At 61.8% G+C, this 24,948-nt stretch carries 22 protein-coding genes; 6 read left to right on the top strand and 16 right to left on the bottom strand.

Annotated features, from left to right (window positions below):
- Window positions 1-2: 2 nt before the first annotated feature.
- The 5 genes from tpiA to rlmE form a co-directional block, all read right to left on the bottom strand.
- The gene (tpiA, locus tag ABEH27_RS20605) at window positions 3-758 is read right to left on the bottom strand and encodes a triose-phosphate isomerase (RefSeq protein ID WP_346615331.1); all 756 of its coding nucleotides are present in this window, start codon (window positions 756-758) and stop codon (window positions 3-5) included.
- Between the two features lie 66 nt (window positions 759-824).
- The gene (gene glmM / locus ABEH27_RS20600; RefSeq protein ID WP_346615330.1) at window positions 825-2,165 is read right to left on the bottom strand and encodes a phosphoglucosamine mutase; all 1,341 of its coding nucleotides are present in this window, start codon (window positions 2,163-2,165) and stop codon (window positions 825-827) included.
- Between the two features lie 16 nt (window positions 2,166-2,181).
- Window positions 2,182-3,033 (bottom strand): dihydropteroate synthase, encoded by an 852-nt coding sequence (gene folP, locus ABEH27_RS20595; RefSeq protein WP_346615329.1) that lies wholly within the window; start codon window positions 3,031-3,033, stop codon window positions 2,182-2,184.
- A gap of 8 nt (window positions 3,034-3,041) precedes the next feature.
- A complete protein-coding gene (gene ftsH / locus ABEH27_RS20590) occupies window positions 3,042-4,946 on the bottom strand; it encodes an ATP-dependent zinc metalloprotease FtsH (protein WP_346615328.1) in 1,905 nt (634 codons plus the stop codon).
- 203 nt (window positions 4,947-5,149) lie between these two features.
- Complete coding sequence (gene rlmE / locus ABEH27_RS20585) at window positions 5,150-5,776, bottom strand: 23S rRNA (uridine(2552)-2'-O)-methyltransferase RlmE (protein ID WP_258703328.1); 627 nt, start codon at window positions 5,774-5,776, stop codon at window positions 5,150-5,152.
- 102 nt (window positions 5,777-5,878) lie between these two features.
- Between rlmE and ABEH27_RS20580 the strand changes: the two genes are divergently transcribed.
- The gene (locus ABEH27_RS20580; RefSeq protein WP_027595032.1) at window positions 5,879-6,187 is read left to right on the top strand and encodes a YhbY family RNA-binding protein; all 309 of its coding nucleotides are present in this window, start codon (window positions 5,879-5,881) and stop codon (window positions 6,185-6,187) included.
- Between the two features lie 12 nt (window positions 6,188-6,199).
- Here ABEH27_RS20580 and ABEH27_RS20575 read toward each other — a convergent pair whose 3' ends face one another.
- From ABEH27_RS20575 to grpE, 8 genes are all read right to left on the bottom strand, one after another.
- Entirely contained in the window at window positions 6,200-6,649 is a 450-nt protein-coding gene (locus ABEH27_RS20575) for an MFS transporter (RefSeq protein ID WP_346615327.1), read from the bottom strand.
- Window positions 6,627-7,109 carry a transcription elongation factor GreA gene (gene greA, locus ABEH27_RS20570; RefSeq protein ID WP_346615326.1) on the bottom strand — a complete coding sequence of 161 codons (483 nt, stop codon included), beginning with the start codon at window positions 7,107-7,109 and terminating at the stop codon, window positions 6,627-6,629. The genes ABEH27_RS20575 and greA overlap by 23 nt, the downstream gene beginning before the upstream one ends.
- Window positions 7,106-10,327, bottom strand: coding sequence for a carbamoyl-phosphate synthase large subunit (gene carB / locus ABEH27_RS20565; RefSeq protein ID WP_346615325.1), 3,222 nt, complete (start codon window positions 10,325-10,327; stop codon window positions 7,106-7,108). The genes greA and carB overlap by 4 nt, the downstream gene beginning before the upstream one ends.
- 106 nt (window positions 10,328-10,433) lie before the next feature.
- Window positions 10,434-11,570: a glutamine-hydrolyzing carbamoyl-phosphate synthase small subunit gene (carA, locus tag ABEH27_RS20560; protein WP_346615324.1), complete on the bottom strand. Its 1,137-nt coding sequence runs from the start codon at window positions 11,568-11,570 to the stop codon at window positions 10,434-10,436.
- 324 nt (window positions 11,571-11,894) lie between these two features.
- The gene (gene dapB, locus ABEH27_RS20555; protein ID WP_346615323.1) at window positions 11,895-12,698 is read right to left on the bottom strand and encodes a 4-hydroxy-tetrahydrodipicolinate reductase; all 804 of its coding nucleotides are present in this window, start codon (window positions 12,696-12,698) and stop codon (window positions 11,895-11,897) included.
- Between the two features lie 13 nt (window positions 12,699-12,711).
- On the bottom strand, window positions 12,712-13,836 hold the full coding sequence (gene dnaJ / locus ABEH27_RS20550) for a molecular chaperone DnaJ (protein ID WP_346615322.1): 1,125 nt from the start codon (window positions 13,834-13,836) through the stop codon (window positions 12,712-12,714).
- A 197-nt stretch (window positions 13,837-14,033) separates the two neighbouring features.
- Window positions 14,034-15,959: a molecular chaperone DnaK gene (gene dnaK, locus ABEH27_RS20545; protein WP_346615321.1), complete on the bottom strand. Its 1,926-nt coding sequence runs from the start codon at window positions 15,957-15,959 to the stop codon at window positions 14,034-14,036.
- Window positions 15,960-16,061: 102 nt separating this feature from the next.
- A complete protein-coding gene (gene grpE, locus ABEH27_RS20540) occupies window positions 16,062-16,634 on the bottom strand; it encodes a nucleotide exchange factor GrpE (protein ID WP_346615359.1) in 573 nt (190 codons plus the stop codon).
- A 172-nt stretch (window positions 16,635-16,806) separates the two neighbouring features.
- On the opposite strand from grpE, the gene recN reads away from it, so the two are divergent.
- Complete coding sequence (gene recN / locus ABEH27_RS20535; protein ID WP_346615320.1) at window positions 16,807-18,480, top strand: DNA repair protein RecN; 1,674 nt, start codon at window positions 16,807-16,809, stop codon at window positions 18,478-18,480.
- Window positions 18,481-18,710: 230 nt separating this feature from the next.
- On the opposite strand, the gene fur is transcribed toward recN, so the two are convergent.
- Entirely contained in the window at window positions 18,711-19,115 is a 405-nt protein-coding gene (gene fur, locus ABEH27_RS20530; RefSeq protein ID WP_346615319.1) for a ferric iron uptake transcriptional regulator, read from the bottom strand.
- Between the two features lie 97 nt (window positions 19,116-19,212).
- On the opposite strand from fur, the gene ABEH27_RS20525 reads away from it, so the two are divergent.
- Entirely contained in the window at window positions 19,213-19,749 is a 537-nt protein-coding gene (locus ABEH27_RS20525) for an outer membrane protein assembly factor BamE (protein ID WP_346615318.1), read from the top strand.
- Window positions 19,750-19,816: 67 nt separating this feature from the next.
- Here the strand turns inward: ABEH27_RS20525 and ABEH27_RS20520 are convergent, their stop codons facing one another.
- The gene (locus ABEH27_RS20520; protein ID WP_346615317.1) at window positions 19,817-20,251 is read right to left on the bottom strand and encodes a type II toxin-antitoxin system RatA family toxin; all 435 of its coding nucleotides are present in this window, start codon (window positions 20,249-20,251) and stop codon (window positions 19,817-19,819) included.
- A 163-nt stretch (window positions 20,252-20,414) separates the two neighbouring features.
- Here ABEH27_RS20520 and smpB point away from each other — a divergent pair, with 163 nt between their 5' ends.
- Complete coding sequence (smpB, locus tag ABEH27_RS20515; RefSeq protein WP_012312633.1) at window positions 20,415-20,897, top strand: SsrA-binding protein SmpB; 483 nt, start codon at window positions 20,415-20,417, stop codon at window positions 20,895-20,897.
- Between the two features lie 124 nt (window positions 20,898-21,021).
- On the opposite strand, the gene ABEH27_RS20510 is transcribed toward smpB, so the two are convergent.
- On the bottom strand, window positions 21,022-21,789 hold the full coding sequence (locus tag ABEH27_RS20510) for an FCD domain-containing protein (protein WP_346615316.1): 768 nt from the start codon (window positions 21,787-21,789) through the stop codon (window positions 21,022-21,024).
- Between the two features lie 253 nt (window positions 21,790-22,042).
- On the opposite strand from ABEH27_RS20510, the gene ABEH27_RS20505 reads away from it, so the two are divergent.
- On the top strand, window positions 22,043-23,713 hold the full coding sequence (locus ABEH27_RS20505; RefSeq protein WP_346615315.1) for a lactate permease LctP family transporter: 1,671 nt from the start codon (window positions 22,043-22,045) through the stop codon (window positions 23,711-23,713).
- Window positions 23,714-23,774: 61 nt separating this feature from the next.
- On the top strand, window positions 23,775-24,920 hold the full coding sequence (gene lldD / locus ABEH27_RS20500; RefSeq protein ID WP_346615314.1) for an FMN-dependent L-lactate dehydrogenase LldD: 1,146 nt from the start codon (window positions 23,775-23,777) through the stop codon (window positions 24,918-24,920).
- Window positions 24,921-24,948 lie beyond the last annotated feature (28 nt).

The raw sequence follows: 24,948 nt of genomic DNA, 5'->3' as shown, positions 1-24,948 counted from the left end.
GTTCAGTTTCCTGCGGCGCGACAAATTGCACCGAATTCGTCTGCGTTCAGGGATGCTCCACCAATGAGCCCCCCATCAATATCCGGCATGCCGAACAGTTCGGCCGCATTGGCCGCCTTCACGCTACCGCCGTAGAGAAGCTGCACATTTTCTGCAACTTCGGCGTCCTTCGCTGCCAACTGCTTGCGGATGGCGGCGTGCACATCCTGAGCCTGCTGCGGCGAGGCCGTCAAACCTGTACCGATGGCCCATACAGGCTCATAGGCAATGACTGCATTGGCAAAAGCGGCAATACCGAACGCGTCGATAACACTGCTTAGTTGACGCTCTACAACTTCTAGCGTCTTGCCTGCTTCGCGCTCTGCGAGAGTTTCCCCTATACAGAGCACTGGCGTCAAACCACTTTTCTGAGCGGCTGCAAACTTGTCATTCAGCACTTCTTCACGTTCGCCGATAATCTGGCGACGCTCGGAGTGGCCAATCAACACCAACTTGCAGCCTACTTCAGCCAACTGACTCGGTGCAATTTCACCGGTCAGCGCACCCTGTTCGGGCATTACTGCAGAATTCTGGGCTCCAACCGCGATCCCTTTGCCTTTCAGGCCATCAATGACTCCATTGATGAACAGGGCCGGTGGAAACACCGCAACTTCGACACCTTCGGGAATGAGCATTTTGCCCAAGCCTTGAGTCAGCTCAGCGACGCTGGCGCGGTTACCGTGCATCTTCCAGTTACCAGCTACCATAGGGCGACGCATGCTTTACCTCGTCGGTCAAAGTGGGCGCAGATCTTACCCAACCCGATCTGCGCTGGCAAGCCCAATTCAGATACAAACTTCAGCAACCAGCTTGGCCAGGGCTTCGGCGTGCGTCCGCACCTGGCTTTCGTCGTCACCTTCGACCATCACCCGGACCAGCGGCTCGGTGCCGGACTTGCGCAACAGCACACGCCCCCGCCCCGCCATGTCCTCGGTAGCCTTGGCACTGGCCTCCTGCACCGCTGGGTGCTCCAGCGGGTCGACCTTGCTTGCGCCGAAGCGCACGTTGATCAGCACCTGCGGGCACTTGCGCAGGGCCTGACGGGCCTGTGCCAGGGTCTCACCGCGGCGCCTCAAGGCCAGCAGCACCTGCAGGGCGGCAATAATCGCATCACCGGTGGTGGTGTGGTTGCAGCACACCACGTGCCCGGAGTTTTCGCCACCCACCAGCCAGTTGCGCTCGAGCAGCTCGGCCATGACGTAGCGATCGCCTACCTTGGCCCGCACGAACGGAATATCCAGGTCCTTGAGCGCGAGCTCCAGGCCCAGGTTGCTCATCAGCGTACCCACCACACCGCCCTGCAACTTGCCACGCTCGTGAAGGTCACGGGCGATGATGAACAGCAACTCGTCGCCGTCGACAATGGCACCGGTATGGTCAACCATCAGCACGCGGTCGCCATCGCCATCGAAGGCGATGCCCAGGTCGGCGTGGCCTACCAGTACCGCCGCCTGCAGCGACTCGATATGGGTTGAACCGCAACTTTCGTTGATGTTCAGGCCATCAGGCTGCGCATGCAGTACGGTTACATCGGCACCCAGCTCGCGGAACACGCTCGGCGCGACCTTGTAGGTGGCGCCATGGGCGCAGTCGACCACCAGCTTGAGGCCATCGAAGCTGGTGCTGGTAGGCACGCTGCTCTTGCAGAATTCGATGTAGCGGCCGGCAGCGTCGTTGATCCGCGACACTTTGCCCAGCTTGCTCGACTCGACCACCGTCATGGGCTGGTCAAGCAGCTCTTCGATCATCAGCTCGACTTCGTCCGGCAGCTTGGTGCCCTGGCCCGAGAAGAACTTGATGCCGTTGTCATCGTGCGGGTTGTGCGAGGCACTGATGACGATACCTGCCTCGGCATGGAAGGTGCGCGTGAGGTAGGCAATGGCCGGGGTTGGCATCGGCCCGAGCAGCATCACGTCGGCACCCGCCGCGGACAGGCCGGCCTCGAGTGCGGACTCGAACATGTACCCGGAGATACGCGTGTCCTTGCCCACCAGCACGCGGCAGTTGCCCTGCTTGCGGAAGGCCATGCCCGCCGCCCAACCCAGCTTCAGCATGAAGTCAGGGGTGATCGGGTATTCGCCGACGCGACCACGGATGCCGTCGGTACCAAAGTATTTTCTGCTCATAGGGACTCCAATGTTCTTATTCGGCGTTCTGTACCGCAGCGATCATGCGCACTACATCGGCGGTTTCGGCCACATCATGGACGCGCAGAATACTGGCCCCCTTGGTCATGGCCAATGCCGCCAGCGCCAGGCTGCCATACAGCCGCTCACCGACCGGACGATCCAGCGTCAGGCCGATCATGCTCTTGCGTGAAACGCCCACCAGCAGCGGGCGCCCCAGGCGATAGAGCGCTTCCATGTGTTTGAACAGGCTCAGGTTGTGCGCCAGGGTCTTGGCGAACCCGAAGCCCGGGTCGAGAATGATGCGATCCGCACCGATGCCCGCTGCTGCGCAAGCGGCCATCCGTTGTTCAAGATACCGCGTTACGTCGGCGGTCACATCCTCGTAATGCGGGTCATCCTGCATGTTCCCGGGCTCGCCGCGCATGTGCATCAGGCACACCGGCAAACCGGTAGCCGCTGCCGCGTCCAGCGCGCCATCGCGCTCCAGTGCACGCACATCGTTGATCAGGCCGGCACCCAGCCGGGCTGACTCGCGAATGACCGCAGGCGTAGAGGTATCCACCGAGATGACCACGTCGAGGCGGGCGTTGATGGCCTCGACCATCGGCGCTACCCGTTCGAGCTCCTCGGTTACCGACACTGCACGCGCACCGGGGCGAGTCGACTCGCCACCAATGTCGATCAGTGTCGCACCGGCCGCGACCATGGCCTCGGCATGGCGCAACGCCTCATCGCGCTGGCTGAAGCGACCACCATCGGAAAAGGAGTCGGGGGTGATGTTGAGAATACCCATGACATGGGTACGGGACAAATCAAGAACCCGGTTGCCGCAAGGCAACCGGGTCGGGTACAGCTTCGAGCTCATAGATGCCCTTAGAGTTGAGCCGCTGGGCCGCCAATCGGCGATTCTGGACGATCATTCTGGGCAGTCGGGGTGCCCGAGTTCTTGTCGTCATCCCAGTCACGCGGTTCGCGTGGCGTACGACCAGCCATGATGTCGTCGATCTGGTCGGCATCGATGGTCTCGTACTTCATCAGCGCTTCGGTCATCGCTTCGAGCTTGTCGCGGTTGTCGATCAGCAGCTGCTTGGCGGTGGCGTAGCACTGGTCGATGATGCTGCGCACCTCGGAGTCGATCAGCTTGGCGGTCTCGCCGGACACGCTGGCGTGCTGGCTGCCAGCACTGCGGCCGAGGAACACTTCACCCTCTTCTTCCGCATACATCAGCGGGCCGAGTTTTTCCGACAGGCCCCACTTGGTGACCATGTTCCGGGCGAGCTGGCTGGCGCGCATGATGTCGTTGGACGCACCCGTGGTGACACCGTCGAAGCCCAAGGTCATTTCTTCGGCGATACGGCCACCGTACAGCGAGCAGATCTGGCTGATCAGCGCGCGCTTGGACAGGCTGTAGCGGTCTTCCTCGGGCAGGAACATGGTCACGCCCAGCGCGCGACCGCGCGGGATGATCGACACCTTGTACACCGGGTCGTGCTCAGGCACCAGGCGACCGACGATGGCGTGGCCAGCTTCGTGGTAAGCGGTGTTTTTCTTTTCTTTCTCGGACATGACCATGGTCTTGCGCTCAGCGCCCATCATGATCTTGTCCTTGGCCAGCTCGAACTCTTTCATTTCGACCAGGCGCTTGTTGGAACGCGCAGCGAACAGCGAAGCCTCGTTGACCAGGTTGGCCAGGTCGGCACCGGAGAAGCCAGGGGTACCACGGGCAATGACCGCCGGGTTGACGTTGTCGCCAATCGGCACTTTGCGCATGTGCACCTTGAGGATCTGCTCACGGCCGCGAATGTCGGGCAGGCCAACCACCACCTGGCGGTCGAAGCGGCCTGGGCGCAGCAGCGCAGGGTCAAGTACGTCCGGACGGTTGGTGGCGGCGATGACGATGATGCCATCGTTCATTTCGAAGCCGTCCATCTCGACCAGCAACTGGTTGAGGGTCTGCTCACGCTCGTCGTGACCGCCGCCCATGCCGGCGCCACGGTGGCGACCCACGGCGTCGATCTCGTCGATGAAGATGATGCACGGCGCGTGCTTCTTGGCCTGCTCGAACATGTCGCGCACACGGCTGGCGCCGACGCCGACGAACATCTCGACGAAGTCCGAACCGGAAATGGTGAAGAACGGTACCTTGGCTTCACCGGCGATGGCCTTGGCCAGCAGGGTCTTACCGGTACCCGGCGGGCCGACCATCAGCACGCCACGCGGGATGCGGCCACCCAGGCGCTGGAACTTGCCCGGGTCACGCAGGAATTCGACCAGCTCGCCAACCTCTTCCTTGGCTTCGTCGCAACCTGCAACGTCGGCCAGGGTGGTTTTTACCTGGTCTTCGGACAGCAGGCGCGCCTTGCTCTTGCCGAAGCTCATCGGCCCGCCCTTGCCGCCTGCGCCACCTTGCATCTGGCGCATGAAGAACATGAACACGGCGATGATCACCAGGATCGGGAAGCTTGCCACCAGCAATTGAGTCCAGATGCTCTGCTGCTCGGGCTGCTTGCCTTCGACGACCACATGATTGTCGACCAGGTCGCCGATCAGGCCGTTGTCGGTAATGGCCGGGCGAACCGTCTTGAAGCTGTCGCCGTCGGCGCGCTTGCCGGTAATGATGTAGCCGTCGACGGTCACACGCTCGACCTTGCCATCCTTGACCTGCTGGATGAAGTCGGAGTAGTTGAGGGTCTGCGGCTCGTTAGGGCTGGAGAAGTTGTTCATCACTGTCACCAGGACAGCTGCGATGATCAACCACAGGATCAGATTCTTTGCCATGTCGTTCAATTCGCTACCCTCTGAGGCCGGCGCACGACGCAGCCGTGCCTCGCATGATATTCATCGCCCTAACTTACTACATTACCTACGCATCCGCAGGCACCGTCTGTAACCCTTTGTGAAACCTAGACTACACGAAGTTCGGACGATCCTGACGGGGTAGCCGATTGGAAATAACTATCGGCCACCCCGTGGCACGCCTTTCACACGCCTTTGAAACCTTTGCCCAGCAGGTACTGCTCACGCGAGCGATCTCGCGACGAGGACGGCTTGCGCATCTGCACCTTGTCGAACTTGGTGCGCACATCCTTCAGGTACATGTCGAAGCCTTCGCCCTGGAAAATCTTGATGAGGAAGTCACCACCCGGCTTGAGCACACGGGTTGCCAGGTCCAATGCCAGTTCGCACAGGAACATGGCACGCGGCATGTCCACCTCGGGCGTACCACTCATATTGGGGGCCATGTCGGAAATCACAAGGTCTACGTGCGAATCACCGACAGCGTCGAGGATCTGTTGCAGCACTTCATCCTGGGTGAAGTCGCCCTGAATGAAGGTAACGTCAGGGATCGAGTCCATTTCCAGAATGTCGGAAGCGATCAGGCGGCCTTGGCCACCAATCAGACGACTGGTCACCTGTGACCAGCCGCCCGGGGCTGCGCCCAGGTCGATGACGCTCATGCCAGGACGGATCAGGCGGTCTTTCTCCTGAATCTCCAGCAGTTTGTAGCTCGCACGCGAGCGGTAGCCATCCTTCTGCGCTTGCTTAACAAAAGGGTCGTTAAAATGCTCTCGCAGCCAGTTGGCGCTGCTTTTGGAACGTTGTACCACGGGGCACCTCGATGATATGCGTCGTGATTGACTGGGCGGAGCCAGGGGCCCTCGGGTAAAATGCCTGTCAATTTTACAGAATCAGACGGAAAGGGTCAGATTATGCCGCTCAATAACGAGCAGAAGAAGCAATACAAGTCCATTGGTCATGACCTGAAGCCGGTCCTGATCGTTGCTGGCAACGGTGTGAACGAAGGCGTGGCCGCCGAATTGGAGCGTGCGCTCGCCGATCATGAGCTGATCAAGGTCGAGATTCGCTCCGAAGATCGTGAAGAACGTGCCGCCGCCATTGCCGAGCTGTGCAAGGTGGGCCGCGCCGAGCTGGTGCAGACCATCGGCAAGAAAGCGCTGATCTACCGCAAGAACCCGCAGCCGAACAAGCAGCTGTCCAACATCCACCGTTTCAAGTAACGGTGGCGCCGATCAGTGGCGCGCCTTGCGCGCCCTGACCGGTACCGGTTGGGCCACCAGCACGATGCCGGAAAAACCCAGCACCAGGAAACAGAACATCTGCCAGCGCTCGCCGACCGAAATGCCGTAGCGCAAGGTGTAATACCCCACACAGGCTGCAAAACCCAGCAGCAGCATCTGGCCACGGAATTGCCGCCACCAGGCAGCCAGGCCATCCACCCTCGCCAGCACGGCCAATTGGGTAAGCAACCCTAACAGCGCCACGCCAATCAACCAGCGGTCGATCTGCCCGGCGATGTCCTGCACCAGCAACGGTGCCAGGCCACTGACCTTGAGCGCCGGCACCAACCCCACGTGGAACACCCACAGGCCTCCGACCCAGAATACCTGGGCCAGCTGCCAGAGGATCCCCTCGAGGGATGGCGCCCGAAGGCGCCTGTCAGATGTGCTGGACTTCGACAATCTCGTACTCGACCGTGCCGCTTGGCGTCTTGATGACGACGACGTCGCCCTCTTCCTTGCCGATGATGGCACGGGCAATCGGCGCGCTGGCCGAAAGTTTGCCGAGCTTGATATTGGCCTCGTCCTCACCAACGATCTGGTACTTCACACGCTCGTCGGTTTCGGTGTTGGCCAGCTCCACGGTGGTACCGAAGATGACCTTGCCGGTATGGGGGATGGTGGTCACATCGATCACCACCGAGTTCTGCAGGCGGCCTTCGATATCACGGATACGTGCCTCGACCATGCCCTGCTCTTCACGGGCGGCATGGTATTCGGCGTTTTCCTTGAGGTCACCCAGTTCGCGCGCTTCACCAATCGCCTGGCTCAGGCGTGGGCGCTCGGTCTTGCTCAGGAACAGGTGCTCCTCTTCCAGGGCGCGAGCGCCCTGGACGGTCATCGGGTATTTGGTAATGCTCATGCTTCAAGTCCTGCATGCAGATCCTGCAAGCGACGAACGGTCTTTTCAGGGCCGAATTTCAGCGCTTCGCAGATGGCTTCACCTGCCGCAATGGTCGTGGTGCAGTAGATCTTGTGCTGCAGCGCATTGCGACGAATCGAGTAGGAATCGGCGATCGACTGGCGCCCTTCGGTGGTGTTGATGATCAGCGACACTTCGTCGTTCTTGATCATGTCTACCACGTGCGGACGACCTTCGGTCACTTTGTTCACGCGGCGCACTTTCAGGCCGGCCGCTTCGATAACCTTGGCGGTACCTGCAGTAGCAACCACTTCGAAGCCCAGGGCGATCAGGTCACGGGCAACGCCAGCCACTTGTGGCTTGTCGTCGTCACGTACGCTGATGAACGCGGTACCGCCGGTCGGCAGCACTTCGCTGGCACCCATCTGGGCCTTGGCGAACGCTTCACCGAAGCTGTCACCGACACCCATGACTTCACCGGTCGATTTCATCTCAGGGCCGAGGATCGGGTCAACCCCTGGGAACTTGGCGAACGGGAAGACGGCTTCCTTGACGCTGTAGAAGTTCGGGATGATTTCCTTGGTGAAGCCCAGTTCTTTCAGGGTTTTGCCAGCCATGACGCGGGCAGCGATCATCGCCAGGGAAGTGCCGATGCACTTGGAAACGAACGGTACGGTACGCGAGGCGCGCGGGTTGACTTCGATCACGTAGATCTTGTCGCCCTGCAGGGCCAACTGCACGTTCATCAGGCCGACAACCCCCAGCTCCAGGGCCATTTTCGACACCTGTACACGGACTTCGTCCTGCACTTCCTTGCTCAGCGAGTAAGGCGGCAGCGAGCACGCCGAGTCACCGGAGTGAACGCCGGCCTGTTCGATGTGCTGCATGATTGCGCCGATGACCACGTCGGTACCGTCGCAGACCGCATCAACGTCCATCTCGATGGCGCAGTTGAGGAAGTGGTCGAGCAGTACCGGGCTGTCATTGGACACCTGTACGGCTTCACGCAGGTAGCGCTTGAGCTCGTCCAGTTCGTAGACGATTTCCATCGCGCGGCCGCCCAGTACGTAGGACGGGCGCACCACCAGTGGGTAACCGATGCTGCCAGCGGCACGGATGGCTTCGTCTTCGCTGCGCACGGTAGCGTTTGGCGGCTGCAGCAGGTTCAGGCGCTGAACCATCTGCTGGAAGCGCTCACGGTCTTCGGCACGGTCGATGGCGTCCGGGCTGGTACCGATGATCGGTACGCCGGCTTCTTCCAGCGCGCGAGCCAGTTTCAGCGGGGTCTGGCCGCCGTAATGGACGATGACGCCCTTCGGCTTCTCGACGCGGCAGACTTCCAGCACGTCTTCCAGGGTCAGCGGCTCGAAGTAGAGACGGTCGGAGGTGTCGTAGTCGGTGGAGACGGTCTCCGGGTTGCAGTTGACCATGATGGTCTCGTAACCGTCTTCACGCAGCGCCAGGGCCGCGTGTACGCAGCAGTAGTCGAACTCGATGCCTTGGCCGATACGGTTCGGGCCACCGCCCAGGATCATGATCTTGTCGCGGGTCGACGGATTGGCCTCGCACTCTTCCTCGTAGGTCGAATACAGGTAGGCGGTGTCGGTGGCGAACTCGGCGGCGCAGGTATCGACGCGCTTGTAGACCGGGAACACTTCCAGCTTGTGACGGTGACGGCGCAGATTCTTGTCGGTGATGCCGAGCAGTTTGGCCAGGCGCTGGTCCGAGAAGCCCTTGCGCTTGAGGCGCAGCATGTAGTCCTTGTCGATGGCCGACAGGGCCAGGGTCTTGACCTTCTCTTCTTCCTTGATCAGATCTTCCATCTGCACCAGGAACCACATGTCGATGCCGGTCAGGGCGAAGATTTCTTCGCAGGTCATGCCCGAACGCATGGCGTCGGCCACGTACCAGATACGCTCGGCACCTGGCACGGTCAGTTCGCGCTTGAGGATGCTGGCGGCATCAGGGCTGGCCAGGTCGACTTTCGGGTCCAGACCGCAGGCACCGACTTCCAGGCCGCGCAGGGCTTTCTGCAGGGACTCCTGGAAGGTACGGCCGATGGCCATGACTTCACCCACGGACTTCATCTGGGTGGTCAGGCGGGCGTCGGCTTTCGGGAATTTCTCGAAGGCAAAGCGCGGCAGCTTGGTGACGACGTAGTCGATCGACGGCTCGAAGGACGCTGGGGTGCGGCCGCCGGTGATGTCGTTCTGCAGCTCGTCCAGGGTGTAACCAATGGCCAGCTTGGCGGCGATCTTGGCGATCGGGAAGCCGGTAGCCTTGGAGGCCAGGGCGGACGAACGCGATACACGCGGGTTCATCTCGATGACGACCATGCGGCCGGTGTCCGGGCAGATACCGAACTGCACGTTGGAACCGCCGGTTTCAACACCGATTTCACGCAGCACCGCCAGCGAGGCGTTGCGCATGATCTGGTATTCCTTGTCGGTCAGGGTCTGCGCCGGGGCAACGGTGATCGAGTCGCCGGTGTGCACGCCCATCGGGTCGAAGTTTTCGATCGAGCAGACGATGATGCAGTTGTCCTTTTTGTCGCGGACCACTTCCATCTCGTACTCTTTCCAGCCGATCAGCGATTCGTCGATCAGCAGCTCCTTGGTCGGCGACAGGTCCAGACCGCGGGTGCAGATTTCTTCGAATTCTTCACGGTTGTAAGCAATACCGCCACCGGTGCCACCCATGGTGAACGACGGGCGAATGATGCACGGGAAGCCAAGCTTCTCGAGGACCGCGTTGGCCTCTTCCATGCTGTGGGCGATACCGGAGCGCGGGCACTCCAGGCCGATGTCCTTCATCGCCTTGTCGAAGCGCGAACGGTCTTCAGCCTTGTCGATGGTGTCGGCGTTGGCACCGATCATCTCTACGCCGAACTTCTCCAGAACGCCATGGCGCTCCAGGTCCAGGGCGCAGTTCAGCGCGGTCTGGCCACCCATGGTAGGCAGCACGGCGTCCGGGCGCTCTTTCTCGATGATCTTGGCCACCGACTGCCACTTGATCGGCTCGATGTAGGTGGCGTCGGCCATGGCCGGGTCGGTCATGATGGTGGCCGGGTTGGAGTTCACCAGGATGACGCGGAAACCTTCCTCGCGCAGGGCTTTGCAAGCCTGGGCGCCGGAGTAGTCGAATTCGCAGGCCTGGCCGATCACGATCGGGCCAGCGCCGAGAATCAGGATGCTTTTGATGTCTGTACGTTTTGGCATGGTTGTCACTCAAATCCGCGGGTCAGTCGGCAAGCCGTCTTGAACAATCTGGGTCAGGCGCTTCCGGGCACGGCGCAAGCCGGCCCGGGGCCTTGATGCAGGATGCTCAGCGGCGCTTGGCCATGGCATCGGTGAAACGATCGAACAGTGGCGCGACGTCGGTCGGGCCTGGGCTCGCTTCAGGGTGGCCCTGGAAGCTGAACGCGCTCTTGTCGGTGCGCTCGATGCCCTGCAGGGTACCGTCGAACAGCGACTTGTGGATGGCGCGGACGTTGCCCGGCAGGCTAGCTTCGTCGACGGCGAAGCCGTGGTTCTGGCTGGTGATCATGACCACGCCGGTGTCCAGGTCCTGGACCGGGTGGTTGGCGCCGTGGTGGCCGTGGCCCATCTTCACGGTCTTGGCGCCGGAGGCCAGGGCCAGCAGCTGGTGGCCGAGGCAGATGCCGAACACCGGGATCTCGGTTTCGAGGATCTCTTTGATCGCCTGGATGGCGTAGTCGCATGGCTCGGGGTCACCCGGGCCGTTGGACAGGAACACGCCATCGGGGTTGAGCGCGAGCACTTCGCTGGCCGGGGTTTGGGCAGGCACCACGGTCACGCGGCAGCCACGGGCGACCAGCATGCGCAGGATGTTCAGCTTGACGCCGTAGTCGAAGGCGACCACGTGGTACGGCAGCTCGGAAGCTTCGAGGGTCGGGTGGCTGTCGGTTTTCAGCTCCCACACGCTGGAGCGCCACTCGTAGCGCTCTTTGGTGGAAACGACCTTGGCCAGGTCCATGCCCTTCAGGCCTGGGAAGGCACGGGCAGCGGCGATGGCGGCTTCTTCGCTGATGTTGTCACCAGCGAGGATGCAGCCGTTCTGGGCGCCCTTTTCACGCAGGATACGGGTCAGGCGGCGAGTGTCGATGCCAGCGATGGCGACGACATTGTTGGCCTTCAGGTAGTCAGGCAGCGACTGGGTGTTACGCCAGTTGCTGGCCAGCAGCGGCAGGTCACGGATGACCAGGCCAGCGGACCAGACACGGTTCGATTCGGCGTCTTCCGGCGTGGTGCCGGTGTTGCCGATGTGCGGATAGGTCAGGGTAACGATTTGCTGCGCGTAGGAAGGGTCTGTAAGGATTTCCTGGTAGCCGGTCATAGCGGTGTTGAATACCACCTCACCAACGGTTTGACCGTCGGCACCAATGGCTTCACCGCGAAAAATACTGCCGTCGGCAAGGGCGAGTATGGCTGGCTTTGTCAAGAAGACCTCCCGTAAATCAAGCATGAAAGGGCGATCGCAGGTTGCAAAAAAGCGGAGTGACGTATGGACACGTCACCCCGCTTTCATGTGCTGAATTCAATTCGCTGCGCGCTTTTAGTGGACACACTAAAGCTGTAGCTTACAGAAAAGTGCGTTTTGGGTCTACCGTATATGTGCCTCTAAAACACATGATTGCGACAGGGGGTGCCTTGCACCCCATCGCCGGCAAGCCGGCTCCCCCATGTCATGCACCCACCCGAAGGTTTGCACGCCCCTGTGGGAACCGGCTTGCCGGCGATAGGGCCATCACAATCATTGCAAGCGTCAGCGCAGCTCCAGCACATCCTGCATGTCATACAAGCCAGCCTCACGCCCATCCAGCCACAGCGCCGCACGCACAGCGCCCTTGGCGAAGGTCATGCGGCTGGACGCCTTGTGCGTGATCTCCAGCCGCTCGCCTTCAGCGGCGAACAGCACGGTGTGATCACCCACCACATCGCCGGCACGCACAGTGGCGAAGCCGATGGTCTTGCGATCACGCGCGCCGGTCTGGCCTTCGCGGCCATACACCGCCACTTCCTGCAGGTCACGGCCCAGCGCATTGGCAACCACTTCACCCATGCGCAGCGCAGTACCCGACGGGGCATCGACCTTGTGCCGGTGGTGCGCCTCGATGATCTCGATGTCGACTTCATCGCCCAGCACGCGCGCTGCCATGTCCAGCAACTTGAGGCTGAGGTTCACGCCAACGCTGAAGTTGGCGGCGAAGACGATCGGAATATCCTTGCCCGCCTCGGCCAGCAGCTGCTTCTCTTCGACGCTGAACCCGGTGGTGCCGATGATCATCGCCTTGCCGTGCTTGCGGCAGAACGCCAGGTTCTTAAGGGTCACCGAAGGGTGAGTGAAGTCGATCAGCACGTCGAAATCGTCGGCCACCTTGGCCAGGTCATCCGACAGCAGCACGCCGATGCGGCCCAGGGCCGCCAGCTCGCCGGCATCAGCCCCGACCAGCGAGCTGTCCGGGCGATCGATCGCCGCGGTCAGCCCGGCACCCGGGGTTTGCTGCACAGCTTCGATCAGGGTCTTGCCCATCCGCCCCGCCGCGCCCATCACTGCAATACGTCGCATAGCTATTTCCTTGTCAGAGGTCGCCGAAGAAGCGCTTCACGCCATCGAACCAACCATTGGCCTTGGGCGAATGGGAGCTGTCGCCTTCGAGCGAATCACGCAGCTCTTCGAGCAGTTCGCGCTGGCGACGGCTGAGGTTGACCGGGGTTTCCACTGCCACGCGGCACAGCAGGTCACCCGCACCACCGCCACGCACCGGCGCCACACCCTTGCCACGCAGGCGGAACTGCTTGCCGGTTTGGGTGCCTTCCGGGATTTTCAGCTTTACACGGCCATCCAGGGTCGGCACTTCCAGCTCGCCACCCAGGGCAGCGTCGGTGTAGCTGATCGGCACTTCGCAATACAGGTGCTTGCCGTCACGCTGGAAGATCTCGTGCTCGCGCACGTTGATGACCACATACAGGTCGCCGGTCGGGCCACCATGGGTGCCCGCCTCGCCTTCGCCAGACAGGCGAATGCGGTCGCCGGTATCGACGCCCGCCGGCACCTTGACCGACAGGGTCTTGTACTCCTCGACACGGCCTTCGCCATGGCACGCGTTGCAAGGGTCGGTGATGATCTTGCCCTGGCCATGGCAGCGCGGGCAGGTTTGCTGCACCGAGAAGAAGCCCTGCTGCATGCGCACCTGGCCGATACCGCCGCAGGTTGGGCAAGTGGACGGGGTCGAGCCCTTTTTCGCACCGCTGCCGTCGCACGGCTGGCAGTTGACCAGTGTCGGCACACGGATACTGACCGTTGTGCCGCGCACCGCTTCTTCCAGGTTCAGCTCCAGGGTGTAGCGCAGGTCGCTGCCGCGTGCGGCACCACCACGACCACCGCCCCGGCCACCGCCGAAGAAGTCACTGAACACATCGCCAAAGATGTCGGAGAAGTTGGCGCCGCCGAAGCCAGCACCACCGCCACCCATGCTTGGGTCGACGCCAGCGTGACCATACTGGTCGAACGCTGCACGCTTGCTGGCGTCAGACAGCACTTCGTAGGCCTCGTTGGCCTCCTTGAACTTGTCTTCCGACTCTTTATCACCGGGGTTGCGGTCCGGGTGGAACTTCATCGCCAGTCGACGATAGGCCTTCTTCAGGTCTGCTTCACTGGCGCCGCGCTCGACACCCAGGACCTCATAATAATCACGCTTGGACATAGGTCATTTGCACCTTGTTGGGCGTCAGGCATCCGCGCCGCGCCATCAGCACCTGCCTGCACACCACGAATGGCCCAGACAAACACTGTAAAAATTCTCGAATTCCAGATACGCCAACGCGGGAGCAAGCCCCCGCGCGGCGACATCCTACCAGCTCACCGACAAAGGCCGGTGAGCTGGCCGACAACATGCAACGATTACTTCTTGTCGTCGCCTTTGACTTCTTCGAACTCAGCGTCAACCACGTCATCGTGCTTGGCTTCCGGCTCGGCTTGCTGAGCGCCGCCCTGAGGCTGTTCGGCCGACTGCTCGGCGTACATCTTCTGGGCTACCGGTGCGGAGACCTTGGACAGCTCTTCGACCTTGGCCTCGATGGCAGCCTTGTCGTCGCCTTTGACAGCGGCTTCCAGGGCAACCACGGCCGCTTCGATGGCGGTTTTTTCTTCGGCAGTGACCTTGTCACCTGCGTCGACAACCATCTTGCGGGTCGAGTGAACCAGCGCATCACCCTGGTTACGGGCAGCAGCCAGCTCTTCGAACTTGCGGTCTTCCTCGGCGTTGGCCTCGGCGTCACGCACCATGCGCTCGACTTCTTCGTCCGACAGGCCGGAGTTGGCCTTGATCACGATCGACTGAGCCTTACCGGTGGCCTTGTCTTTCGCGCCGACGTGCAGGATGCCGTTGGCGTCGATGTCGAAGGTCACTTCGATCTGCGGAACACCACGCGGTGCTGGCGGGATGTCAGCCAGGTCGAACTTGCCCAGCGACTTGTTCTGCGCAGCTTGCTTACGCTCGCCCTGCAGTACGTGAATGGTCACTGCGCCCTGGTTGTCGTCGGCAGTCGAGAACACCTGCGACTTCTTGGTCGGGATGGTGGTGTTCTTCTCGATCAGCGCGGTCATCACGCCACCCATGGTTTCGATACCCAGGGTCAGCGGGCTGACGTCCAGCAGCAGCACGTCTTTTACGTCACCGGCCAGAACGGCACCCTGGATGGCAGCACCCATGGCAACGGCTTCGTCCGGGTTGACGTCTTTACGCGCTTCTTTACCGAAGAAATCGGCAACTTCTTTCTGCACCAGCGGCATACGGGTCTGACCGCCAACCAGGATCACGTCGTCGATCTTGCTGGCGTCGATACCGGCGTCCTTCAGCGCGATGCGGCAAGGCTCGATGGTACGCTTGACCAGGTCCTCGACCAGCGCTTCCAGCTTGGAGCGGGAGATCTTCACGTTCAGGTGCTTAGGACCGGTGGCATCTGCAGTGATGTACGGCAGGTTGACATCGGTCGACTGAGCGGACGACAGCTCGATCTTGGCTTTTTCAGCAGCTTCTTTCAGACGCTGCAGGGCCAGTGGATCGTTCTTCAGGTCCATGCCCGACTCTTTCTTGAACTCATCGACGAGGTAGTCGATCAGGCGCATGTCGAAGTCTTCACCACCCAGGAAGGTGTCGCCGTTGGTGGCCAGTACTTCGAACTGGTGCTCACCGTCGACTTCGGCGATTTCGATGACCGAAACGTCGAAGGTACCGCCACCCAGGTCATAAACGATGACGGTGTGGTCGCCCTTGGCCTTGTCCATGCCGTACGCCAGTGCAGCGGCGGTCGGTTCGTTGATGATGCGTTTTACGTCCAGGCCAGCGATGCGGCCGGCGTCTTTGGTGGCCTGACGCTGGCTGTCGTTGAAGTAGGCCGGAACGGTGATGACCGCTTCGGTGACGGGCTCGCCGAGGTAGTCTTCGGCGGTCTTCTTCATTTTTTTCAGGACTTCGGCGCTGATTTGCGGCGGAGCCATTTCCTTGCCAGCAGCCTCGACCCAGGCGTCACCGTTGTTCGCCTTGACGATCTTGTACGGCACCAGCTTGATGTCTTTCTGCACGACGTCTTCTTCGAAGCGGCGGCCAATCAGGCGCTTCACTGCGAACAGGGTGTTGTGCGGGTTGGTCACAGCCTGGCGCTTGGCCGACTGACCTACCAGGATTTCGCCATCGTTGGCGTAGGCCACGATCGAAGGGGTAGTACGCGCGCCTTCGGCGTTTTCGATGACCTTGACGTTACCGTTTTCCAGAATGGAGACGCACGAGTTGGTGGTCCCCAGGTCGATACCGATGATTTTACCCATGTTAACTCTCCCGAAACTTGAATTTGGTAGCAGCGACTACTTTTGGCCAACTGCAGTAATACTTGAAGGCTTGACACCTAGATGGGGATGCCCCGGTGGATTTCAAGCCTTCTCATCGATCGAAGGTTGCGCTGCGCTCGGCGCCTTGCTGACCACCACCATGGCGGGGCGCAGCAGGCGGCCGTTGAGCAGGTAGCCCTTCTGGAACACGTTGAGCACGCTGTTCGGCTCGACTTCGGCGCTCTCCTGCATGGCCATCGCCTGGTGATGATCGGCGTTGAACGGCTGGCCGTGCGGGTCGATGGCTTCGAGGTTGTAGCGCTTGAGGGTGTCCTGGAACATCTTCAGGGTCAGCTCGACACCTTCACGGGTGTTCTTGACCTGTTCGTCAGCAGGGTCGAGATGGGTCAGGGCCATCTCCAGGCTGTCGATCACCGGCAGCAGGTCGCCCGAGAACTTCTCGAGGGCGAACTTGCGGGCCTTGTCGACTTCCTGCTCAGCGCGGCGAATGCTGTTCTGCGCGTCAGCGGCGACACGCAGGGCTTGATCCTTGGCTGCGGCCAGCTGCTCCTCGAGCTCCTGAACGCGGGCGCCGTTATCCACTGCACCGGCCTCTTCGGGGTTAAGGTCTTGGTCTTTCAGCTGTTCGTCAGCCATGGGTCTCTCCTCCGCAATTTCTGTTGTACGAGCAAAGCTCGCCGTGTCTGCGGGCTATATGGGGCCGGAAAAACCAGCTTCAAGGGGCAAGGCGCTTTTCAGGGTGCAGGCAAAATCCGCCAGCAGGCATTGGCAGGGCAGAAAAAAGTACTGTATAAATAACCAGACCCAACCCTCGGGAGCGGCCCCCATGCTGGTGCACCTGTCCATTCATAACTACGCCATCGTCGAACACCTCGACCTCGAACTCGCCCGCGGCATGTCCGTCATTACCGGCGAGACCGGCGCTGGCAAATCGATCATGCTCGACGCCCTCGGCCTTACCCTCGGCGACCGGGCCGACAGCGGCGTGGTGCGCCCTGGCGCCGACAAGGCCGACATCCTGGCCACCTTCGACCTGGTGGACATCCCCGAAGCTCACACCTGGCTGGCCGAGCGCGACCTGGCCAACGAAGGCCTGTGCATCCTGCGCCGGGTCATCACTGCCGAGGGCCGCAGCCGCGGCTATATCAATGGCACGCCCTGCCCGCTGGGCGACTTGAAGGCACTGGGCGAGCTGCTGATCGACATCCACAGCCAGCACGAACACCAGTCGCTGCTCAAAACCGACACCCACCGCCGCCTGCTCGACGAGTACGCCGGCGCCATCGACCTGGCCCGCCAGGTGCAACTGGCGGCCAAGCGCTGGAACCAGACCCGCCTTGAGCTGGAGCGCCTGACCAACTCCGGTGACGAGCAACGCGCCCGCCACCAGCTGCTCAGCTATCAACTGGAAGAGCTGGACAACCTGGGCCTGGGTGAAAACGAACTGGAGCAGTTGGAGCAGGAACACAAGAACCTGACCAACGCCGAAGCCCTGTTCGGCATCTGCCGCCAGGTCATCGACCAGTGCAGCGAGAGCGACTCGGGCAATGTGCTCGCCGCCCTCACTACCAGCCTCAATCGCCTAAGCGCCGCCAGCAACACGCCCAAGGCGCTGGGCGAGGCGTCCAACCTGATTGCCAGCGCGCAGATACAGATAGAAGAAGCGGTCGGCGAACTGAATCGCTTCCTCGACAACTTCGATGCCGACCCCATGCGCCTGCAGGCCCTGGAAGAGCGCCTCGACACCATCTATACCCTGGCGCGCAAACACCGCGTACACCCGACCGAACTGCCCCACCTGCAGCAGCAGTTGATGGAGGAGATCGAAGGGCTGAACGCCAGCGACGAGTCGATTGAGCGCCTGGGCGAAGAACTGGCCGCCTTTGCGCAGCATTACAAGGAACGGGCTATTGAGCTGAGCGCGTTGCGCCAGCAGGCTGCGCAGCAGCTGGCGATTGCCGTGGAGCAGGAGATTCAGCGCCTGGGCATGCCCGGGGGGCGCTTCTGCATCGAACTCACGCCCAATGAAGGCAACGACCTGTCGCCACATGGGCTGGAGCAGATCGAGCTACTGGTCAGTGCAAACCCGGGGCAGCCGCTCAAGGGCTTGGCCAAAGTGGCCTCGGGCGGCGAGCTGTCACGCATCAGCCTGGCCATCCAGGTCATCACCGCGCAAACCTCGCGCATTCCTACGCTGGTATTCGACGAAGTCGATGTGGGTATTGGCGGCCCTACTGCCGAAATCGTCGGCCAGCTGCTGCGCCGGCTGGGTGAGCGCGGCCAGGTGCTGACCGTGACCCACCTGCCGCAGGTTGCGGCGCAAGGCCATCACCACTTGTTCGTGCACAAGGTGCGCAACAGCGACACCACCCACACCGCCGTGGCCAACCTGGGCAAGCGCGAGCGCGTCGAAGAAGTGGCGCGCATGTTGGGCGGCATCGACCTGACCAAAGAATCGTTGGCGCATGCGCGCAAGATGGTGGTCAGCGGCAAGGCCTGATGTTGCCCTCTCAGGCCTCATCGCCGGCAAGCCGGCTCCCACAGGTGTCCCACTGGCCTTGTAATCTGTGCAGAAACAGGTCCCCCACAGAGATTGAAACCTGCACAGGACCTGTAGGAGCGGGCTTGCCCGCGATGAGGCCGGCACAGCCCCCACAACATTTTCTGCCCAAACAGAAAGCACAAAGGCGACCCCAGGGTCGCCTTTGTTATTCATAACGATCGAAATCGTTACTTTTTCTTGCGCACATAGAGGACCAGATTGTGGTCCACCAGCTCGTAGCCATGCTCGGCCACGATTTCCTTTTGGCGCCGTTCGATTTCGGAGTCCATAAACTCGATGACTTCGTTAGTCTCCATGTCGACCATATGGTCGTGGTGACCGCCGTCTGCCAGCTCGAACACCGCGTGACCGCCATCGAAGTTGTGGCGTACCACCAGACCAGCAGCCTCGAACTGGGTCAGTACGCGATAAACGGTTGCCAGACCGACGTCCTCGCCAGCCTCCATCAGCGCCTTGTAGACATCCTCGGCGCTCATGTGACGTTGCTCGGTCGAATCGAGCATCTGAAGGATCTTGACTCGAGGCAGTGTCACCTTGAGACCGGCTTTGCGCAATTCGCTATTTTCAACCATGGTCAGCTTTCTCGCCGATGCTGCTTCGCAGCTTCTCTTAATACGGGTATGATCGGGGTTTACGTTGTCCAGCCAAGATAGTGGAAGTCGCCCACCGATGCAAAACAACACCAAGCACTTGCTAACCAGCCTCACCTTCGTGGGACTGCTCGCACTCGCCGGTTGCTCGTTTCCCGGGGTTTACAAAATCGACATCCAGCAGGGCAATGTCGTTACGCAAGACATGATAGACCAATTACGCCCCGGAATGACCCGTCGGCAAGTAAGGTTTATCATGGGCAACCCGCTGCTCCAGGATACGTTCAACACCAATCGCTGGGATTACCTGTACAGCTTGCAGCCTGGTGGCGGTAAACGCCAGCAAGAGCGCATGAGCATCTTCTTCAATGACAGCGACCAGCTGGTGAGCCTGTCTGGGGACTTCATGCCAGGCGTCAGCCGCGATCAGGAAATCCTCGGTGGCAGCAGCGACACCACGGTAAGCCCAGGCACGCAGCCAGAGCAGCAAGCGCCGCAGCCGGCAGAGAAACCTGCCAAGCCGGGCTCGGTGGAAGAATCCATCCAGCGCGAGATCGACACCATCGAGACGACACCGGTGCCAACCCCCGCTCCACTGGATACTTCGCCGCAGTAAATGCAGGCGACATGAAAAAGCCCGGGCCATGGTCCGGGCTTTTTTGTGAGCGCGGGGTAAACCTCAGTCAGCTGTAGAGCTGTTTGGCTCGCTGGCAGAAGGCGTCCACCAGGGTATTGGCTGCCTGGTTGAACAGCGGGCCCAAGGTGGCCCGCACAATCGGCCCGGCATAGTCGAAGGACAGGTCCAGGCTGATCTTGCAGGCCTTCTCACCCAGCGGCTTGAATACCCACACGCCATGCAGCTGGGTAAACGGCCCTTCTTCCAGGTTCATCTCGATCGACTGCCCCGGCACCAGCACATTGCTGGTCACAAAATGCTGGCTCATGCCGCCTTTGGCCACTTCCAGCTTGGCGCGCATGTGCGTGTCACTGGCCTCGATCACGGTCGAAGCCGAGCACCAGGGCAGGAATTTCGGGTAGCTGGCCACATCGTTGACCAGATCGTAGAGCGCCTGGGCAGGGTACGGCAGCAGGGCGGAGCGTTGAATATGGGTAGTCATCCAGGCGTCACTTCCAAGGCTGGGTGGCGGTGCTTCGCAGCATGCCGAAAACAAGTTCTGTGCGTAAGACAGGGCCTGTATTGTCCGGTATTCATTGCAGTGGCTCAAGCTCGCCTAAATCCCGTAGCCGATCACGCGGTGAGTTGCCTATAATGCCGCCCCTATGGCTAAACAAAAGAAACATCCGACCGGGACCATCGCGCAAAACAAGAAGGCGCGACACGATTACTTCATCGAACACAAGTTCGAGGCCGGGCTGGTCCTGTCCGGTTGGGAAGTAAAAAGCCTGCGGGCCGGCAAGGCGCACCTGACCGACAGCTACGTGCTGCTCAAGGATGGCGAAGCCTGGCTGTTCGGCAGCCACATCACCCCGCTGACGACCGCCAGCACCCACGTCATCGCCGACCCCATCCGCTCACGCAAGCTGCTGCTGAACAAGCGCGAGCTCGAGCGGGTGGAAGCGGCGGTGGCGCAAAAGGGCTACACCTGTGTGGCCCTGGCGCTGTACTGGAGCAAGCACCTGATCAAGTGCGAGATCGCGCTTGGCAAGGGCAAGAAGGAATTCGACAAGCGCGACACCGTGCGCGAACGCGATTCCAACCGCGAGCTGCAGCGGGCCGTGCGCAACAAGGGCAAGGAAGACTAAGCCTTTCTGTTGCTCATGCGGGCCTCTTCGCGGGGCAAGCCCGCTCCTACAGTGACCGGGTCGAGCTCGAACATTGTGGGAGCGGGCTTGGCCCGCGAAGAGGCCGGTACTGCCACAACGATTCTCAGCGCCCGCTGCGCCGCTCTGCCCGCGCCACGCGCTGCGCTTCGTGCTGCGCTTCTTCCAGCACCTCCTGCACATACAGAATGTGCCGGCTGGACACCTCCCGCGCCGCCTCCGCCCTGCCCTCGACTATCGCCTGGTACAACTCGCGGTGCTGGCTGATCAGCATGTCCCGCGTTTCGGTACGCTGCTGGTACATGCCGCCGATGTTGGTTACCACGTTGCGCTTGAGCAGGTCGAACAACCCGCGAATGGTGTGCAGCAGCACGGCATTGTGGCTGGCTTCGGCAATCGCCAGGTGGAACCGCGCATCCGCTGCGCCCTCCTCCGCACGCGTGACCTCGTCAGCCCGCGCATAGCAATCCTGCAACGTATCGAACGCTGCCTTCAGGCGCGCACGATCAGGCTCGGTGGCACGCTGCGCCGCGTAGTAGGCGCATGAAGCCTCCAGGGTATGGCGGAATTCCAGCAGGTCACGCTGCGCCTCGGCGCTGTGCTCAAGCAACTGCAGCAACGGGTCACTGAAGGTCGACCCCAGCGATTCGGCCACATAATTGCCGCCACCCTGACGGCTGACCAGCAGCCCTTTGGCCACCAGCTTCTGGATCGCCTCGCGCAGTGACGGGCGCGACACGCCGAACTGTTCGGCCAGGGCACGCTCAGCCGGCAGCCGCTGGCCAGAGGTCAGCGTGCCTTCGAGAATCATCCCTTCCAACCGATCGACGATGTCGTCGGACAGGCGCCGTTGGCGGACCTGATCAAAAACCATCACACACTCTCCACAAACCCCCGGCAGTTTCAGGGGCCTCTATTCTCGCCGATCCACGTCACGCCAGCACCCATCAGCGGACGATTTTCCCACGCCATCACACACCCGCTCATCGGCACACGACCAAAGTTTTGCACGGGACAAATTGACACACCCGCAACCGCGCTTTTAACCTAGCGTCCAGACATTGTAAATTGGTATTACCAATTATCCAATGCCAGTGCTGACCAACAACAATTAGGGGTTACCCCATATGCAAACCTGGCAACAACTCTATTCCCCGCTTGGTAGTCTTGGCCTGTCCGCACTGGCGGCGGTCATCCCCATCGTGTTCTTCTTCCTTGCCCTCGCCGTGTTCCGCCTCAAAGGCCACGTCGCTGGCAGCATCACCCTCGGCCTGTCGATCCTGGTGGCGATCTTCGCCTTCCAGATGCCTGTCGACATGGCCCTCGCCGCAGCGGGTTACGGCTTCCTCTACGGCCTCTGGCCAATCGCCTGGATCATCGTTGCCGCGGTGTTCCTGTACAAACTCACGGTCAAGAGCGGCCAGTTCGAAGTGATCCGCAGCTCGGTACTGTCGATCACCGACGACCAACGCCTGCAAGTGCTGCTGATCGGCTTCTGCTTCGGCGCCTTCCTCGAAGGTGCGGCAGGCTTTGGTGCCCCGGTAGCCATCACGGCCGCACTGCTGGTGGGCCTGGGCTTCAACCCGCTGTACGCCGCCGGCCTGTGCCTGATCGCCAACACCGCACCGGTCGCCTTCGGCGCCCTGGGCATCCCGATCATCGTCGCCGGCCAGGTGACTGGCATCGACGCCTTCCACATCGGCGCCATGACTGGCCGCCAGCTGCCGTTGCTGTCGCTGTTCGTGCCGTTCTGGCTGGTGTTCATGATGGATGGCCTGCGCGGCGTGAAAGAAACCTGGCCCGCCGCCCTGGTCGCCGGCCTGAGCTTCGCCGTTACCCAGTACTTCACCTCCAACTTCATCGGCCCGGAACTGCCAGACATCACCTCGGCCCTGGCCAGCCTGATCTGCCTCACCCTGTTCCTGAAAGTCTGGCAGCCAAAGCGCTCGTTCGCAGAAGCCAAGGCCAGCGTCGGCGCCGCCGTTGTGCAACCGACTGGCAGCCAGCCGAGCCCGTACAGCTTCGGCGAGATCTTCAAAGCCTGGTCGCCGTTCCTGATCCTCACCGTGCTGGTCACCATCTGGACCTTGAAACCGTTCAAGGCGGCCTTCGCCCCGGGCGGTGCGATGTACAACTTCGTGTTCAACTTCTCCATCCCGCACCTCGACCAACTGGTGGTCAAGACCGCACCGATCGTCACCGCACCCACCGCCATGCCAGCGGTGTTCAAGCTCGACCCGATCTCCGCCACCGGCACCGCCATCTTCCTGTCTGCACTGATCTCCATGGCGGTACTCAAGATCAACTTCAAAACTGGTCTGACCACTTTCAAGGAGACCTTCTGGGAGCTGCGCTGGCCGATCCTGTCGATCGGCATGGTGCTGGCGTTCGCCTTCGTCACCAACTACTCGGGCATGTCGTCGACCATGGCCCTGGTACTGGCCGGCACCGGCGCCGCGTTCCCGTTCTTCTCGCCGTTCCTCGGCTGGCTGGGCGTGTTCCTGACCGGCTCGGACACCTCGTCCAACGCCCTGTTCAGCTCGCTGCAAGCCACCACCGCGCACCAGATCGGGGTCAACGACACCCTGCTGGTGGCCGCCAACACCAGCGGCGGCGTAACCGGCAAGATGATCTCGCCACAGTCGATCGCCGTGGCCTGCGCCGCCACCGGCCTGGTCGGCAAGGAATCCGACCTGTTCCGCTTCACCGTGAAGCACAGCCTGTTCTTCGCCACCATCGTCGGCCTGATCACCTTGGTGCAGGCCTATTGGCTGACCGGCATGCTGGTTCATCACTAAAGTGAAAGGGGCCGGGCGCCCATGCGCCCGGCATCTCCTTCAACCCACGCTGCGAGAATCCATGATCATTTCCGCCTCCACCGACTATCGCGCCGCGGCCCAACGCAAGCTGCCTCCGTTTCTCTTCCACTACGCCGACGGCGGTGCGTACGCCGAGCACACCCTGCGCCACAACGTCTCGGACCTGGCCGGCATCGCCCTGCGCCAGCGGGTGCTGAAGAACATGTCCGAACTCAGCCTCGAGACCCGGCTGTTCGACGAAACCCTGAGCATGCCGGTGGCCCTGGCCCCGGTCGGCCTCACCGGCATGTACGCCCGCCGCGGCGAAGTGCAGGCGGCCCGCGCGGCAGCCGCACATGGCATCCCGTTCACCATGTCCACCGTGTCGGTGTGCCCGATCGAAGAAGTCGCCCCGGCCATCAACCGGCCGATGTGGTTCCAGCTGTACGTGCTCAAGGACCGCGGCTTCATGCGCAACGCCCTGGAGCGGGCCAAGGCCGCCGGGGTAAAAACCCTGGTGTTCACCGTGGATATGCCGGTGCCCGGCGCGCGCTACCGCGACGCCCACTCCGGCATGAGCGGCGCCAACGGGCCGATGCGCCGCGTGCTGCAAGCCATGACCCACCCCGAGTGGGCCTGGGACGTTGGCGTGATGGGCCGCCCGCACGACCTGGGCAACATCTCCAAATACCGCGGCAACCCCACTGGCCTGGCCGACTACATCGGCTGGCTGGGCAACAACTTCGACCCGTCGATCTCGTGGAAGGACCTGGAATGGATCCGCGAATTCTGGGACGGCCCGATGATCATCAAGGGCATCCTCGACGCCGACGATGCGCGTGACGCGGTCAAGTTCGGCGCCGACGGCATCGTCGTCTCCAACCACGGCGGCCGCCAGCTCGACGGCGTGCTGTCCAGCGCACGCGCCCTGCCGGCGATTGCCGACGCGGTTAAGGGCGACCTGAAGATCCTCGCCGACTCGGGCATCCGCAGCGGCCTCGACGTGGTGCGCATGATCGCCTTGGGCGCCGACACCGTGCTGATCGGCCGCGCCTTCCTCTGGGCCCTGGCCGTGCATGGCCAGGCCGGCGTGAAGAACCTGCTCGAACTGTTCGAGAAAGAGATGCGCGTGGCCATGGTGCTGACCGGCGCCAAGTCGATCAGCGAGATCAGCCGCGATTCGCTGGTCCGCGAACTGGGCGCCTGAGCACCTGCCAGTGCCGACACCTACAACA

The sequence above is a fragment of the Pseudomonas sp. P39-UII1 genome (assembly GCF_039672635.1).
In the GTDB taxonomy this organism is placed as follows: Bacteria; Pseudomonadota; Gammaproteobacteria; order Pseudomonadales; family Pseudomonadaceae; genus Aquipseudomonas.
The sequence above is the reverse complement of the archived record's forward strand: the minus strand, read 5'-3'. Positions and strand labels throughout refer to the sequence as shown.